The organism is Arthrobacter sp. StoSoilB22, from assembly GCF_019977315.1.
Classification (GTDB): Bacteria; Actinomycetota; Actinomycetes; order Actinomycetales; family Micrococcaceae; genus Arthrobacter.
In genome coordinates this window covers 490073-505043 of record NZ_AP024652.1, presented here as the reverse complement: position 1 = coordinate 505043, position 14971 = coordinate 490073, and the positions used below count along the sequence as shown (strand labels likewise).

The 14971-nt window shown below is 61.6% G+C and carries 14 protein-coding genes; 6 read left to right on the top strand and 8 right to left on the bottom strand.

What is annotated here, in order from left to right; genetic code table 11:
- Nucleotides 1-74: 74 nt before the first annotated feature.
- On the bottom strand, nucleotides 75-950 hold the full coding sequence (locus LDN70_RS02465; protein ID WP_166841199.1) for a universal stress protein: 876 nt from the start codon (nucleotides 948-950) through the stop codon (nucleotides 75-77).
- Between the two features lie 106 nt (nucleotides 951-1056).
- On the opposite strand from LDN70_RS02465, the gene LDN70_RS02460 reads away from it, so the two are divergent.
- Entirely contained in the window at nucleotides 1057-1722 is a 666-nt protein-coding gene (locus LDN70_RS02460) for a TenA family protein (RefSeq protein ID WP_223941624.1), read from the top strand.
- Here LDN70_RS02460 and LDN70_RS02455 read toward each other — a convergent pair.
- Entirely contained in the window at nucleotides 1719-2075 is a 357-nt protein-coding gene (locus LDN70_RS02455; RefSeq protein ID WP_223941623.1) for a dihydrofolate reductase family protein, read from the bottom strand. The genes LDN70_RS02460 and LDN70_RS02455 overlap by 4 nt on opposite strands.
- Nucleotides 2076-2137: 62 nt before the next feature.
- Here LDN70_RS02455 and LDN70_RS02450 point away from each other — a divergent pair, with 62 nt between their 5' ends.
- Complete coding sequence (locus LDN70_RS02450; protein ID WP_223941622.1) at nucleotides 2138-4765, top strand: GH32 C-terminal domain-containing protein; 2628 nt, start codon at nucleotides 2138-2140, stop codon at nucleotides 4763-4765.
- Between the two features lie 69 nt (nucleotides 4766-4834).
- Here LDN70_RS02450 and LDN70_RS02445 read toward each other — a convergent pair whose 3' ends face one another.
- The gene (locus LDN70_RS02445; RefSeq protein WP_223941621.1) at nucleotides 4835-5128 is read right to left on the bottom strand and encodes a putative quinol monooxygenase; all 294 of its coding nucleotides are present in this window, start codon (nucleotides 5126-5128) and stop codon (nucleotides 4835-4837) included.
- Between the two features lie 50 nt (nucleotides 5129-5178).
- A complete protein-coding gene (locus LDN70_RS02440) occupies nucleotides 5179-6177 on the bottom strand; it encodes a LacI family DNA-binding transcriptional regulator (RefSeq protein WP_223941620.1) in 999 nt (332 codons plus the stop codon).
- Between the two features lie 171 nt (nucleotides 6178-6348).
- Here LDN70_RS02440 and LDN70_RS02435 point away from each other — a divergent pair, with 171 nt between their 5' ends.
- The 4 genes from LDN70_RS02435 (at nucleotide 6349) to LDN70_RS02420 (ending at nucleotide 10478) form a co-directional block, all read left to right on the top strand.
- Entirely contained in the window at nucleotides 6349-7458 is a 1110-nt protein-coding gene (locus tag LDN70_RS02435; protein WP_223941619.1) for a substrate-binding domain-containing protein, read from the top strand.
- Between the two features lie 86 nt (nucleotides 7459-7544).
- On the top strand, nucleotides 7545-8591 hold the full coding sequence (locus LDN70_RS02430) for an ABC transporter permease (protein ID WP_223941618.1): 1047 nt from the start codon (nucleotides 7545-7547) through the stop codon (nucleotides 8589-8591).
- Entirely contained in the window at nucleotides 8588-9382 is a 795-nt protein-coding gene (locus LDN70_RS02425) for an ATP-binding cassette domain-containing protein (RefSeq protein ID WP_223941617.1), read from the top strand. Before LDN70_RS02430 ends, LDN70_RS02425 begins: the two co-directional genes overlap by 4 nt.
- Nucleotides 9383-9521: 139 nt before the next feature.
- Nucleotides 9522-10478 carry a carbohydrate kinase family protein gene (locus LDN70_RS02420; protein ID WP_223941616.1) on the top strand — a complete coding sequence of 319 codons (957 nt, stop codon included), beginning with the start codon at nucleotides 9522-9524 and terminating at the stop codon, nucleotides 10476-10478.
- A 56-nt stretch (nucleotides 10479-10534) separates the two neighbouring features.
- Here LDN70_RS02420 and LDN70_RS02415 read toward each other — a convergent pair whose 3' ends face one another.
- From LDN70_RS02415 to LDN70_RS02400, 4 genes are read right to left on the bottom strand one after another with little or no spacing between them, the layout of a single operon-like run.
- Complete coding sequence (locus LDN70_RS02415; protein ID WP_142936886.1) at nucleotides 10535-11314, bottom strand: enoyl-CoA hydratase; 780 nt, start codon at nucleotides 11312-11314, stop codon at nucleotides 10535-10537.
- Between the two features lie 42 nt (nucleotides 11315-11356).
- Complete coding sequence (gene mmsB, locus LDN70_RS02410) at nucleotides 11357-12277, bottom strand: 3-hydroxyisobutyrate dehydrogenase (protein WP_223941615.1); 921 nt, start codon at nucleotides 12275-12277, stop codon at nucleotides 11357-11359.
- 11 nt (nucleotides 12278-12288) lie between these two features.
- The gene (locus LDN70_RS02405) at nucleotides 12289-13353 is read right to left on the bottom strand and encodes an enoyl-CoA hydratase/isomerase family protein (RefSeq protein WP_223941614.1); all 1065 of its coding nucleotides are present in this window, start codon (nucleotides 13351-13353) and stop codon (nucleotides 12289-12291) included.
- Nucleotides 13353-14852: a CoA-acylating methylmalonate-semialdehyde dehydrogenase gene (locus LDN70_RS02400; RefSeq protein WP_223941613.1), complete on the bottom strand. Its 1500-nt coding sequence runs from the start codon at nucleotides 14850-14852 to the stop codon at nucleotides 13353-13355. The genes LDN70_RS02405 and LDN70_RS02400 overlap by 1 nt, the downstream gene beginning before the upstream one ends.
- Between the last annotated feature and the right edge of the window lie 119 nt (nucleotides 14853-14971).

The following is a 14971-nucleotide window of genomic DNA, read 5'->3' as shown; positions in this document are numbered from 1 at the left end:
TCATCGCCGGAGGGAGTCCCTGTGAGGGCCTCCGACGACCAACCAGCTCTGCGGTCTCCAGGGAAGACTGAGCCCTAAGAAGCTTCGGAGCCTGCCTTGCGACGGGAGACCAACACGGGACTATGGGCGTGGTGGAGTACTGCGTGTGCCGTTGAACCTATGGTGCCCTTGATCAGTCCATGTCCTTTGGTCCCCACCACTGTGATGCGTGCCGCTTGTGAGGCCTTGACCACGGCACGGGAGAATGAAGCATCCACCAGCAGCTCTCCGCTCACCGCGCTCCCGGGAGCTTTGTGGCGGGCCCGGCTCAGCACGGCATCGAGCATCGCTTCTGCCTCGGGATAGGCTTCCACCGGCTCTCGCAACCGCCGGTATCCTTCGGGTTCGTGCAGGACGTGAATGATCCTGAGCTCGGCACCCGTTGCGGCCGCGAAAAGGCAGGCGTCGTCCAGGGCTGCCGGTGATCCAGAGTCATCAACAGCCAGCAGCACTGGACCCTCAGGGTGGTCATCGGCACGAATCACTGCGACGGGGCACTCTGCGGTTGCCGCCATCTCCAAACTCACGGACCCCACCAGCAAGCCCATGAACCCACCAAGGCCGCGGCTTCCAAGGACCAACATCTCCGCGCCGGCCGAAACGTGCGCAAGATGATCGCGCGGCATTCCGTGAAGCAAAGTGGCGTGGACCTCCAGATCGGGCACGGCCTCCTTTGCGAGCGCCGTCCCTTCTTCAAGGACTTTCTGGGCGGCCCGCTCCAAACCACTATCGGCGATGCCAGGAACGGGGCCCCTGTTTTGGGATAGCAAGACCCACAGGGAACAGTGCACAACGTGCAGTGAGCAGTTCCGCAGGATGGCGTGATGTGCGGCCCATTGGACGGCCCGGTGTGATTCTTCGGATCCGTCATAGCCAACCACGATCGTCTTCGAAGCGTGCTCGTTCGTCATGGCCAGAGCCTACGCTGGCGCCGGGACCGGCACCAGAGCGTAACCCCCGCCGGTAGGGCGCAATACGCTGCTAGGCTCCGATGCTGACACCTCAGGAGGAAACACCGTGGGCTTTGCCGAAGAACTCAAGAACCAGTGCGCCGAGGATTGGGACGCCGCCGTCAACCATCCTTTTGTGGACCAGCTGCTGGACGGGTCCCTTTCCGATGACCACCTGCGCCGCTACCTTGTTCAGGATTACCAGTTCTGCGATGCCTTCACAGCACTCCTCGGGCAAGCCGTCGCATCGGCGCCTTCGCTGCCTTCGCGTCTGGTGTTTGCCGCGGTTCTTGGGGCTTTCGCTTCGGACGAGAATACGTACTTCCAGGATTGCTTCAACGATCTCGATGTTCCGGAGGCGGACCGAACCGCACCCGCGCTGGGACCAGCAACCAGCAACTTCGACCACCTGATGCGGAGCGCCCTCGCTACCCGTTCCTACCCGAAAGTCCTGGCAGTGCTGCTGGTTGCCGAGTGGCTCTACGGAGACTGGGCTGCCCGCGCTGGCGATCCCGCCAGCTGGCCGGCGCACGCTAAGCATTCCGAGTGGATCCGCCTCCACAACAACCCCGAGTACAACGCATGGGTGACGTGGCTACGCGAGGAGTTTAACGCCGTCGAGCCTGTTGACGCCGCGGAACGACAGGGTGTTGCCGCGACCTTCGCGGAGGCCGTGCGGCTGGAGCGGGCTTTCTTTGACGCTGCCTTGGTGCCCGCGGGCGCTTCGGTTTAGGGGCGTTTCCGGACTGTGTAGCTCAGCTCCACCAAGCCTTGGTCGTAGCTGTTCACTTCCTGCAGTTTCAGCAGTGCGGGGTTGTGTCCTGCCGGGAACACGCCCCTGCCTGAGCCTTGGCCTCCGAGCGTCACTACCAGCCGGACGGCGTCCTTCGCGGACTGCCGCTTGATGCGACGGATCGCCTCTATCGCGTCGCCGGATTCAAGGTTCGACGGCGGGAAGTCACCCCAGGGGGCTGCCTTCAGGCGGCGCGAAGACAACGATGTCCATTCAGCCGAGCTCGCGGAATTGTGTTCAAGGGCGTCGCTAAAACCGTTGACTTGTCCACTGGACTTATCGTAGCTTTTCAACCACTGACAACGTTGTCTAAATGGGGATGGGCACGCGCAATGAAGTGCGAACGAGGAGAACAATGACGAAATCCACTATGAACAGAATGCGGGCGGCGACGTCTGCGTTGACGCTGGCTGGCCTGACACTTTCGGGAATCATGGGCGGCATTGCGCCGGCCTCTGCTGCGCCTGAGGTAGGAAGCGAGGACTTTCGACCTGCCTACCATTACACGCCAGCAAAGAATTGGATGAACGATCCCAACGGGATGGTCTTCCATAAGGGCGTCTACCACCTGTTCTACCAGCACAATCCCTCCGGCAACACGTGGGGAAACATGTCCTGGGGTCATGCAACGTCCAAGGACTTGGTCCATTGGCAAGAGCAGCCGTTGGCCCTGTCCACCGATGCGCAGGAAGATGTGTTCTCCGGCAGCATTGTGGTTGATAAGGACAACACCACGGGCTTCGGAACCAAGGAAAATCCGCCGCTGGTGGCCATCTACACCAGCGCCTACAAGGAACCATCCCCGTACCGGGGCCTGCAGGCGCAGTCCTTGGCATACAGCTTGGACGACGGAAAGACCTGGACCAAATACTCAGGAAACCCTGTGCTGAACCGCAATTCAGCCAACTTCCGGGACCCAAAGGTCTTCTGGTACGACAACCCGGCGGGCGGTGGTTACTGGGTCATGACCGCAGTGGAGTCCCAGGATCACAAGGTTCTCCTGTACAAGTCCAGCAACCTTAAGGATTGGACTGCACTCAGCGAATTCGGACCCGCCAACGCGACCGGCGGCCAGTGGGAATGTCCTGACTTGTTTCCCCTCGCAGTGGATGGGGACAAGAACAACGTCAAGTGGGTCATGGTAGTCAATATCAACCCCGGCGGCGTCGCGGGGGGCTCGGCCGGACAGTACTTCGTGGGTGACTTCGACGGCACCACTTTCACCTCGGAAACCACCGAACCAGCAGCCCAAGCGCCGGCCGGCACTGTCCTGGCAGGCTTCAACGACGGCAGCTATAACGGCTGGGCCGTGAACAACGAACCAGGAAACTGGAAAAATGGTCCGTTCGGCGACACCCCGGCCGCCGGCTCCCTGCCCGGCCAGAGTCCCGTCGCCGGATTCGGCGGACCAGGACTGATCAATTCATTCAACGACGGCGACTGGCCGCTGGGTTCCATGCAGTCGCCAACCTTTACTGTGACTGACGACTACCTGAATTTCCTCGTCGGCGGCGGCAAGCACCCCCGCGTCTCTGACAAGCTGGACAACACCCCGCCTCCGGGCGAGCTGAAGTTTGACGGCTTCGAAGTTCCGGAAGGCACATCATTGGCCAATGCAGGCTGGACAGGGACAGGAGACCTGACCCCCAATTACCAGCCGGCTACCAGCGGTGGGGACTTCTACATTGGTGCCAAACGCATCAACACCTTTGAAACCGGCACCGTGCCCGGCGATGACCGCCAGGGCACCCTGACTTCCCCGGGGTTCCCGATCACAAAGAACTTCATGTCCATGCTGGTGGGCGGCGGCAACCGCGCAGCGGACTCCGGCCAGACCTTGGCCGTCCAGTTGCTTGTCAACGGCAACGTGGTCCGCTCGCTGGCCGGTGACAACGCCGGCTTGTTGAACTGGAAGGGCTGGGATGTCTCGGAGTTCGCGGGACAGAACGCACAGTTGCGGATCGTTGACGAAGCCACAGGCGGGTGGGGCCACCTCACGCTCGATCACGTCATGCTCACTGACACAGCCGCCGTCCCCAGGTCCGATGAAGAAACGGTGAACTTGGTGGTCAACGGGAAAGTGGTCCGCACAGCCACCGGCAACGACAGTGAAACCCTGGATTGGACCTCCTGGGATGTCAAGGAATTCGTTGGCCAGCAGGCACACATCAAGGTTGTCGATAACAACAGATTCGGCTGGGGACACATCCTCGCAGATGAGTTCACGGCGAGCTCCACGGCAGCACAGTCCCGGCTGGAGGCCTATGACTGGCTGGACTATGGACGCGATTACTACGCGGCCGTTTCGTTTGCGAACATGCCCGATAACAAGCGGGTCATGCTGGGTTGGATGAACAACTGGGACTACGCCAACAACATCCCCACCAGCCCTTGGCGCAGCGCCATGTCCCTGCCCCGCGAGGTGAAGCTGACGCAGACTCCGGACGGACCTCGCCTTGCCCAAAGCGTGGTCAAGCAAGTGGACAAGCTCGCGAAGAAGCCCAGCTACACGGACAAGAAGGGCGGCATTATCAAGGCTGGAACAACACCGCTGCCCGCGGCTGCTTCAGGGCAGGTCCAGCGAGTGGATATCACGTTCGCACCCGGCACGGCGACAAAATCAGGCATCACCGTACTGGGCGACGGCAACTCTTCCACCGTCATTGGCTATGACTCCACCACAGGCAAGGTCTTCGTTGACCGCACAAACTCCGGTAACACCACGTTCCACCCGGCATTCGCCTCCGTTGAGGACGCCCCGGTTACACTGGACAAGAAGGGCAATGTCACCTTGCAGGTGTATGTGGACCGCTCATCAGTGGAAGTATTCACCGCCGACGGTCTCCGGACTATCACGGATCAGGTATTCCCCAATGCCGGCGCTGACAAGATCGCCCTCTTCGCGGAGGGTGGAACCGCACAACTGAAGTCCCTCACAGTAACCCCCATGGAAGGATCGATGTTCCTTCCCGGGAAGAAGTAGGCAACCATTGACTAACAGGGACGGCGGCCGGCTTTCGCCGGCCGCCGTCCCTGGGGTTTTAGTGCGTGGTTACATCAATGGTTTCAGCCAGGTCAGGACTGAACCATCGCCTTCAATGTGATCGGCAAGTTCGGCGTTGAACTCCCGGCCGTAGTCTGCGCCGATGTGATCCTGAAAAGCCTGCTCGTCCCGGTATACCTCGAAGACGAAGTACTCACGGGGGTTACTTTCCCGCGTATAGGGCAGGAACATTACGTTCCCCGGTTCGTTACGGACGTGCTCGGTAAGGGTTGCCATCATTTCCGCGACGCGGGTTTCGCTGCCTTCTTTGACGGTGAACTCTGCATACAGTGTTTTGCTCAAGGCCAGTCCTTTGCTCAGTTGGTTTCGGGTTGCACTGCTGTTTGTACGGATTAGCTGGAGGGCCGGATTTCGCCGGAACCCCGCTGGATAAGTTCGGTTGGGATGACATAGGTTCGGGCGGGGTTATCGTCGCCGTCGATCCTTGCAAGGATCCGCTCAGCCGCCAGCTTGCCGATGCGTTCAGGGTGCTGGGCGATCACCGTGATCCCGGGGTCCATCATGTCCGCCAGAGTGAAATCATCGAACCCAATGAGGGCGATCTTTTGATGGAGGCCGAGGGCTTTCAGGGCACGCATGGCGCCAAACGTCACGAGGTTTTGACTGGAAAAGATTGCCGTTGGCGGGTTCTCTGAGGTGAGCAGTTCGTGAGCCGCCCGAGCTGCGGTTTCCTCATCGTGCAGGTTCTCACGGATGGCGACATCAGAGGTGGAAATGCCTGCCCGTCCAATGCCGTCCAGGAACCCTGCCCGGCGTCTTGCGGCAGTCTGGATATCAGTGCGGTCACCAAGGTAAGCCAGGCGGGTGTGTCCATGCTCAATGAGGTGGGCCGCTGCCCGTGCCGCGCCAACTTCGTTGTCAGTGACCACCGCGTCAGCCTCAATACCCGCAGGCTCACGGTCAATGAACACCAGCGGCAGATCGCGGGAGTGCTCCGGAATCATGTAAGCCTGGCTCTTGGCGATGGTCGTCAGCACAAGGCCGTCCACGCGGCGCCCAAGGAAAGCTGAAATGAGCTTCCGCTCCCTGTCGGGATCGTCATCCAGGCTTGCCGCGAAGACCGCAATTCCACGCAGGGCCAAGGCATCTTCCATGGCTCTGTGGATCTCCCCGCTGAACGGGTTGGATACGCTCGGGAGCAGCAAGCCGATGGACTGGGTTTTGCGTCCGGAACGCTTCAGGCTGCCCGCTGTGATGTCCAGTTGGTACTGCAGTTGTTCCGTAGCCCGCATTACCCGTTGCCGGGTGGCCTCGGAAACCCCCGGCTCGTCGTTTACCACTCGAGAGACTGTTTTAATCCCAACCCCTGCAAGATCAGCCACGTTTTTCATTGTCGGGCGCTTACGGGGCTCGGACTGGTAACGATTAGACATCGTTGTCAACTTGCTGCTCCTCACTCGAATTAGTACTTGACTCTATCGTGTGAGCTTGCTTACATGTTACCTGACAACGTTGTCAGTCGCAGAAATGCACCGCCAACAGCCACAAAAACAGGAGTTTCAATGTTGAGTTCCAAAGTCACGCGGTCCACCCGGACCCGCATTCTTGCCGCCGGTGCAGTCCTCACCCTCGGCGCACTTAGCCTGACAGCCTGCGGAGGCAGCTCCTCCCCTTCATCCAGCGGTGCTGAAGAGAAGATCGGTGTTTCGCTGATCGTCAAGACCACCTCCAACCCGTTCTTCGTCTCCATGCAGGATGGCGCGAAGAAGGCCGCCGAAGCGGACGGCGTCGATCTGAAGCTTGCGGCCGGCAAGGCCGACGGCGACGAGGACACCCAGATCCAGGCCATTGAAAACGCAATCTCCAAGGGCGACAAAGGCATTCTGATCACCCCCAACGGTCCCTCAGTGGTGGACGCCCTGAAGAAGGCCAAGGATGCCGGGTTGTTTGTCATTGCCCTGGACACACCGCCGGACCCGGCTGATGCAGCTGACATCACGTTCGCTACCGACAACTTCAACGCCGGCGAACTGATCGGCAAGTGGACAGCCCAGCAACTGGCGGGCAAGAAGGCCGTCATCGCCCTCATCGACCTCTTTGACGACAAGGTTGTCTCGGTGGACTACAACCGCGACCAAGGCTTCCTGACCGGCCTCGGCATCGATACCGCGGACAAGAAGAAGAACGGCGACGAGGCCAAGTCGGGAACCTACACCGGCGGCAAGGGCGGCGACTACGAAATTGTCGGCAGCCAGGCTTCCCAGGGCGCTGAAGACGGTGGACGAACCGCTATGGAGACACTTCTGGCCAAGAACCCTAATGTCAACGTTGTCTACACCATCAACGAGCCCGCAGCCGCAGGTGCCTTCGAAGCTCTGAAGTCCGCAGGCAAGGAAAAGGACGTCCTGATCGTCTCCGTCGACGGCGGCTGCACAGGCGTGAACAACGTCAAGTCCGGTGTCATCGGCGCAACGGCACAGCAGTACCCGGTCAAAATGGCTGAGATGGGCGTAAAGGCCATTGTTGACCTGGCAAAGACCGGCAAAAAGCCCGCCAACTCCGAGGGCCTGGACTTCTTCAACACCGGCGTGGAGCTCGTCACTGACAAGCCCGCTGACGGCGTAAAGAGCATCACCACCACCGAAGCATCCCAGGTCTGCTGGGGCAAATAGGACCTCACCGAACGCGGGGAGACGAGCCAAGCAGCGTCTCCCCGCGCCCAGCAGTTACAGAACATGGAAGTTCAGGAGCAATCTAAGTGACCCAGCAACAGACCGCCGGCCCCCCGAGCGCCGCGCATGCTGACCTGGCCGAGGAATTCCTCGACCGCCAGACTCCCCTCAGCAGAATCCGCAATATTCTCCACCGATACCCAGCCCTCAGCCCGGCCATCGTCCTGCTGATCGCAGTGGTGGTCTTCGGACTCCTCAACGATCGGTTTCTGCGCGTTGAGAATCTGTCTCTGATTACCCAGCAGGTGGCCGTGGTGGGCACCCTGGCAATCGCCCAGACCCTGATCATCCTGACCGCCGGAATTGACCTGTCCGTCGGTGCAGTGATGATCCTGTCCTCAATGGTGATCGCGCAGCTCGCGGTCAGCAACGGAATTCCAGGGCCGATCGCGCTGATTGCCGGTCTCGCTGTCGGATTGGGATCCGGTGCTCTGAACGGCTTCCTCGTCACAAGATTCCGGCTCCCACCGTTCATCGTCACACTGGGAACCCTGAACATTTTCATCGCCCTGACGCTCTTGTACTCCGGTGGAAGCACCGTGCGTGGCTCCGCTATGCCGGACATGCTCACTTGGCTTGGCAGCACCTTCCCGATCGGACCTGTCCGGATCTCCACCGGCGTGGTCATGATGCTCCTCCTCTACGTTGCCATGGCCTACATTCTGGGCAAGACCGCTTGGGGACGGCACGTCTACGCTGTGGGAGATGACAAAGAAGCTGCCAGACTTGCCGGTATTCCCGTCAACCGTGTCCTGATGAGCGTCTATCTTGCCGCCGGTGCCGTCCTCGCCATCGGTGCGTGGATCCAGATCGGCCGCACCAACGCCGCCAGCCCCAACGCCGGCGTCGATTTGAACCTGGACTCCATCACCGCCGTCGTGATTGGCGGCACCAGCCTCTTCGGCGGCCGTGGCTCGATCTGGGGTTCGCTGCTCGGAGCACTGATTGTTGGTGTCTTCCGCAACGGTCTCTCGCTCGCCGGCTTGGACGTGCTCTATCAGACCCTCGCCGTAGGCATCCTGATCATCATTGCCGTGTCCGTCGATCAATGGATCCGAAAGGTCAAGTCATGACCACCACAGAATTTGAAGCCCCCGGAACCGAAACCCGCGAGCCCATCCTTAAAGCCAGGAACCTCGTAAAGACCTTTGGCCGCGTTGTTGGTCTGGACGGCGTCAGCCTGGACCTCTACCCCGGCGAGGTTCTGGCTGTCATCGGCGACAACGGCGCCGGTAAGTCCACGCTTATCAAATGCCTCACCGGTGCTGAAATTCCCGACACCGGCGAACTCTTCGTCTCCGGACAGCAAGTGCACTTCAAACGGCCGCAGGATGCCCGCGTCCACGGCATAGAAACCGTCTACCAGAATCTTGCCGTTTCGCCGGCCTTGGATGTCGCCTCCAACCTGTTCCTCGGCCGCGAAGAGCGTCTCCCCGGACCTTTGGGAAGCCTTTTCAGAATGCTCGACACCAAAGGCATGCGCAGGAAAGCCAAGGAAGAGCTGAGCAGGCTGGGCATCTCCACGCTCCAGGACGTCACCGTGCCGGTGGAGAATCTCTCCGGCGGCCAGCGCCAAGCCGTCGCGGTGGCCCGTGCAGCGGCTTTCGGTTCCAAGGTGGTGGTTCTCGACGAACCAACAGCCGCTTTGGGAGTACGCGAGTCCAACCAAGTACTTCAGCTGGTCCGGGACCTCCGCGACCGAGGCCTGCCGGTGATCCTGATCAGCCACAACATGCCGCACGTATTTGACGTCGCAGACCGCATCCACATCCAGCGCTTGGGCAAATGCGCGGCGACTATCACCCCGCAATCGCACACCATGACCGATGCTGTCGCCATCATGACAGGTGCGGCCAAAGCCTAAGGGCCGCGCCGGATCTACCGTTCCATTCGGACCCCACGAACCCCGTCCGCGGACCTGCCCACAGGTCCGCGGACGGACCCATACCTCTGCCGCCGCACAAAGCCACACAAATAGGCGGCAACCTGACGAAAGTACCAAGATGCACAACCTTCACCCGGGCAGCTCCGCCCACGACCAACTCGACGTTCTTGTGATCGGCGAAGCCTTGGTGGACATTGTGAACACCCGGGAAGGAAGCATCAGCTACCCCGGCGGTTCCCCTGCGAACGTGGCTTACGGCTTGGGCCGTCTGGGAGTACCCACCGGGCTGCTCACGGCAATCGGCGACGACGAACACGGCACCTCCATCGCCGCTCACCTTCACAGCGCAGGCGTCCGGCTGCTTCCAGGATCACAGTCCCTCGAGCGCACCGCCACCGCCACCGCCACACTCGCCACGGACGGTTCGGCCAGCTACGAGTTCGACATCCGCTGGGACCTCGCACCCGTAGCACCGGCCTTGATCCCGAAAGTCCTCCACACCGGATCCATCGCCACGTTCCTGGCACCGGGAGCTGCCACCGTGCGTAGCCTCCTCGAACAAGGCCACAACTCCTGCCTGGTTACCTACGACCCCAACATTCGCCCGGCCCTGCTTGGCAGCCACGCCGAAGCATTGCAGATCTTCGAAGATCTGATTCCCCTCACTGACGTCATCAAGCTCAGTGACGAAGACGCTCATTGGCTTTATCCCACGTTGTCGCCGGACGACGTCGCATTCAGGCTCCTCAAACAGGGAGCACGGCTGGCAGTTATCACCCGGGGCGGCGAAGGCGCGCTCCTTGCAATCCCCGGTACACGCCTTAGCGTCCCCTCAGCGAAGACCAACGTTGCAGACACCATCGGTGCCGGCGACTCATACATGGCCGCCCTCATCTTCGAGCTACTGGCCAGAGGTGAGAACGCATTTGCGGCATCGGCCCTTGAGATGATTGGACAGACCGCAGCCCTTGCTGCCGCAATCACCGTCAGTCGGCCCGGTGCCAACCCTCCCACCTCGGCAGAGCTTCAAACGCGGCTGGACGAACACCAACAGGCGCCTCTCGCCGCTGTGTAGTTCGGCCGGCAAAGGGAACGAACAGCACGACGGAGGCCTGTTTTTCGCGAAACCAGCTACCTGTGCTTGAACTCCGGCTGGCGCTTCTCGCTGAACGCTGCCATGCCTTCCTTCTGGTCCTCCGTGGCGAACAGGGAGTGGAACACACGGCGCTCAAACAGCACACCCTGTGACAGGCCCATCTCGAAGGCTGCGTTCACGGCTTCCTTGGCCACCATCGCGGCGGGCTTGGACTTGGAGGCAATGACCTCGGCGGCCTTGATGGCCTCATCAACCACCTCAGCGGCAGGAACCACACGGGACACCAGGCCGGAGCGTTCGGCTTCTTCGGCGTCCATGAACCGGCCGGTCAGGATCATGTCCATTGCCTTGGCTTTGCCCACGGCGCGGGTGAGCCGTTGCGAACCGCCCATTCCGGGAATCACTCCGAGGTTGATCTCGGGCTGGCCGAACTTTGCGTTGTCGCCGGCAATGATGATGTCGGCCATCATGGCCAGTTCGCAGCCGCCGCCCAATGCAAAACCGGACACTGCCGCGATTACGGGTATGCGCAGCCGGGTGAGGTCCTCCCAGTGCCGGAACCAGTCCGCTGCGTACATGTCCATGTAGGTGTTGGAGGACATCTCCTTGATATCGGCGCCGGCAGCAAATGCTTTGGCCGATCCCGTGATCACCACAGCCCCAACGTCCGGATCAGTGTCCATCAAAGAAACAGCGTCCACGAGTTCGTTCATGAGTGCAGTGTTGAGCGCGTTCAGCGCCTCAGGCCGGTTCAACGTCACCAAGCCCACGCGTCCCCGACGTTCCACCACAATGTTCTGGTACTGCTCCGTCATGCTTTCCCTCTCGTAAAAACGCTCAAGTACACGGACAATCTGTCACACCGACTTATCGCGGATCTCCGTGATGATCCCCGAGAAGTCCCTCCCGGCACCTTCCCCGGCGGCGAAAGCGTCGTAAATCCGCGAGGCCAAGGGACCCATTTGGGCAGCAACCCCCGTGCTTTCCAACGCGTTCAGAGCCAGGCGCAGGTCCTTGGCCATCAACGCACCGGCGAAGCCAGGCTGATAGTCGCGGTTAGCGGGGCTGGTGGGAACCGGACCCGGAACTGGGCAGTTGGTGGTCAGCGCCCAGCATTGGCCGGACGCGTTGGATGCGACGTCGAACAGTGCCTGGTGCGTGAGCCCCAGCTTCTCACCTAGAACAAACGCTTCGGCAACGGCGATCATGGACACACCCAGGATCATGTTGTTGCAAACCTTCGCGGCCTGACCGGCCCCATGATCACCGCAGTGAACGATCCTCTTGCCCATGAGCTCCAGAACGGGCCTCACGGTCTCGAAATCCTGCGGCAAGGCACCCACCATGAAGGTCAAGGTTCCGGCCTCAGCCCCCACAACACCACCGGACACGGGAGCGTCCACAGATCGGTGACCGGCATCCACAGCAAGAGCGGCCGCCTCGCGGGCTTCATCCACGTTGATGGTGGAACAGTCCAGGAACAGCGTGTTCGGTTTGGCGATAGACAGCAGCCCCGGCCCGTCCACGCCGCGGTAAGCGTCCAGCACGTGCTTGCCGCTGGGCAGCATGGTCAACACCACTGCGGCCTCCGCCGCAGCCTCATGCGCCGTGGAAGCCATGGGAATTCCGTGGGCCAAAGCAGCCTCTACGGCCGCTGGAACGGGGTCGTAGCCAATCACATCGTGCCCGGCCTTGATCAGGTTAGCCGCCATGGGGCCACCCATATGCCCCAGCCCAAGGAAGGCGATGAGTCCCGTTGCCGCTGCGTTTTCTGTCATGATCGTCTCCTTCAATTCGCTTGGACTGGACTGGCTGAAAGCCCCAGCTCCCGTTCGCCGAGCGGCGCAAAGTAGCCCTCGACGTCGGACTCCCGGACTTCGGCCAGGGTGGCCGGCTTCCATTGCGGGTTGCGGTCCTTGTCCACCACTTGCGCGCGGATGCCCTCCCTGAAATCCGGCCCGGCCCGGCATCGCAAGCCCACGCGGTATTCCTGGTCCAGGGCTTCCTCCAGAGAGAGCCCGCGGACGCGTCTCAGGGATTCCAGGGTGACTTTGACCGATGTGGGCGACTTCGCCTCGATGGTCTCGGCTGCCTCAACGGCTTCACCCGGGCCGGTGCGCAGGCTTCGGACGATCTCCTCGGCATCGTCATGCGCATAGGCTGCGTCAATCCAGTCCCGCTGTGCCGCAAGTGCCGAGTCCGGCGCCGCTTGGGCAAAGTGCTCGACGGCGGCCTCCGCCGTCGAGCTTTCCAGCGCTTCCGCCAACGCGGGGAGGCTTTCGGACGGGACGAAGTGGTCCGCGAGCCCCAGGAACAGGGCGTCCGCGCCAGACAGGTGCGCCCCGGTGAGGGCTGCGTGCGTGCCCGCCTCCCCCGGTGAGCGTGAGAGAAGAAGGGTGCCGCCGACGTCGGGAACGAAGCCGATGGTGGTTTCCGGCATGCCGGTCCGCGTCCTTTCGGTAACCACGCGAACGGAGCCGTGCGCCGAAACGCCCACCCCGCCGCCCAGCACCAGTCCGTCCATGAACGCGACGTAAGGCTTGGGGTAATGCGAGATCAGTGCGTTCAGCCGGTATTCGTCAGCCCAGAACTCGGCTGTCTCCGTGCCACCGTGCAACATGTCCTTGTAAATCGCCACGATGTCGCCACCGGCGCACAGCCCACGGTCGCCCGCACCACGCACCAATACGGTGGCAACGGCGTCGTCGTCAGCCCAAACGGTCAACTGACGGAGCATGGCTTTGACCATTCCCACGTTCAACGCATTGACTGCCTTGGGGCGGTTGAGGGTCACGATGCCGAGGTGGCCGCGACGCTCAAACAGGACTTCTTCCTCTACCTCTTCAGACCCCATCAGCTGCCAGCCGGCATCACGAAGCTTGCACCTTGGCGAATGCCGGAGGGCCACCGCGACGTCACGGTTTTGGTCTTGGTGTAGAAGCGGAAAGCGTCGGCGCCGTGCTGGTTGAGGTCGCCGAAACCGGACGCCTTCCAGCCGCCGAACGTGTAGTAAGCGATGGGCACGGGGATGGGGACGTTGATGCCCACCATGCCTACCTCCACGCGGCTGGCAAAGTCCCGGGCGGAGTCGCCGTCGCGGGTGAAAATTGCGACGCCGTTGCCGAACTCGTGCTCGCTGCAGAGCCTGAGCGCTTCGTCATAGTCAGCCGCACGCAGAACGCTGAGGACGGGACCGAAGATCTCTTCCGTGTAGATCTTCATGTCCTTGGTGACGTTGTCGAAGAGGGTGGGGCCCACCCAGAAGCCGCCGTCGTATCCATCCACGGAGAGGCCACGACCATCGGTGACCAGCGTTGCGCCCTCGTCCACGCCGGACTGGATGTAACCCTCGATCCTCTCCTTGGCAGAAGCAGCCACCACGGGTCCGAAGTCCGAATCCTTGTCCAGGCTGTGGCCAACTTTCAGGTCCTTGACGCGTTCGGTCAGCTTGGCCACCAGCGCGTCAGCGGTTTCCTGCCCCACCGGCACGGCAACGGAGATCGCCATGCAGCGTTCGCCGGCGGAACCGTACCCGGCACCAATCAGGGCGTCGGCTGCCATGTCCAGATCGGCGTCGGGCATGATCACCATATGGTTCTTCGCACCGCCGAAGCACTGCGCACGCTTGCCGTGTGCTGCAGCAGTTGCGTAGATGTACTGGGCGATGGGCGTGGAGCCCACAAATCCAATGGCTTTGACCCGCGGATCTTCCAGCAGCGCATCCACGGCTTCCTTGTCGCCGTTGATCACGTTGAAGACGCCGTTGGGCACGCCGGCCTCGCTGTACAGTTCCGCAAGGCGCAGGGGAACTGACGGGTCCCGCTCGGAGGGCTTGAGGATGAACGCGTTGCCGGCTGCGAGCGCCGGGCCGGACTTCCACAGCGGGATCATGGCCGGGAAGTTGAAGGGAGTGATGCCTGCGACCACGCCCAGCGGCTGGCGGAGCGAATGGACATCGATCCCCTGCCCGGCGTTGTCCGAGAATTCGCCCTTGAGCAGGTGCGGCGCCCCGGCCGAGAACTCCACTACCTCGATGCCGCGCTGGATATCGCCCTTGGCGTCCGCGAAGGTCTTGCCGTGCTCGGAGGACAAGAGCTTGGCAAGTTCGTCCATGTTCTGGTTAACCAGGTCCACGAACTTCAGGAGGATGCGTCCCCGGCGTTGCGGGTTCATGGCCGCCCATTCGAGCTGGCCCTTTTCTGCATTTGCGACGGCGTTGCGAACCTCGTCCGCGCTGGCCAGCGGAAGCCGTGCCTGAACTTCGCCCGTGCAGGGATCGTAGACATCACTGAACCGGCCGGACGTGCCGTCGATCCTCTGGCCGTCTACGTAGTGGGAAAGCTCGCGCACCATGGTGAAATGCTCCTTTGCATCGGTGAATGACTGCCGTGCCGCCGGGTGCTGTGACCGTTGCCGAACACGTGACCAACTGTGATCCAGGTCATCTCTGAATCCGAATATACTCGGACTTC

Excerpts from the sequence above, each read along its gene's own strand:
- LDN70_RS02465 (WP_166841199.1), bottom strand. The coding sequence starts at position 950 with ATGACGAACGAGCACGCTTCGAAGACGATCGTGGTTGGCTATGACGGA.
- LDN70_RS02450 (WP_223941622.1), top strand. The coding sequence starts at position 2,138 with ATGACGAAATCCACTATGAACAGAATGCGGGCGGCGACGTCTGCGTTG.
- LDN70_RS02440 (WP_223941620.1), bottom strand. The coding sequence starts at position 6,177 with ATGAAAAACGTGGCTGATCTTGCAGGGGTTGGGATTAAAACAGTCTCT.
- LDN70_RS02435 (WP_223941619.1), top strand. The coding sequence starts at position 6,349 with ATGTTGAGTTCCAAAGTCACGCGGTCCACCCGGACCCGCATTCTTGCC.
- LDN70_RS02425 (WP_223941617.1), top strand. The coding sequence starts at position 8,588 with ATGACCACCACAGAATTTGAAGCCCCCGGAACCGAAACCCGCGAGCCC.
- LDN70_RS02420 (WP_223941616.1), top strand. The coding sequence starts at position 9,522 with ATGCACAACCTTCACCCGGGCAGCTCCGCCCACGACCAACTCGACGTT.
- LDN70_RS02415 (WP_142936886.1), bottom strand. The coding sequence starts at position 11,314 with ATGACGGAGCAGTACCAGAACATTGTGGTGGAACGTCGGGGACGCGTG.
- mmsB (WP_223941615.1), bottom strand. The coding sequence starts at position 12,277 with ATGACAGAAAACGCAGCGGCAACGGGACTCATCGCCTTCCTTGGGCTG.
- LDN70_RS02405 (WP_223941614.1), bottom strand. The coding sequence starts at position 13,353 with ATGGGGTCTGAAGAGGTAGAGGAAGAAGTCCTGTTTGAGCGTCGCGGC.
- LDN70_RS02400 (WP_223941613.1), bottom strand. The coding sequence starts at position 14,852 with ATGGTGCGCGAGCTTTCCCACTACGTAGACGGCCAGAGGATCGACGGC.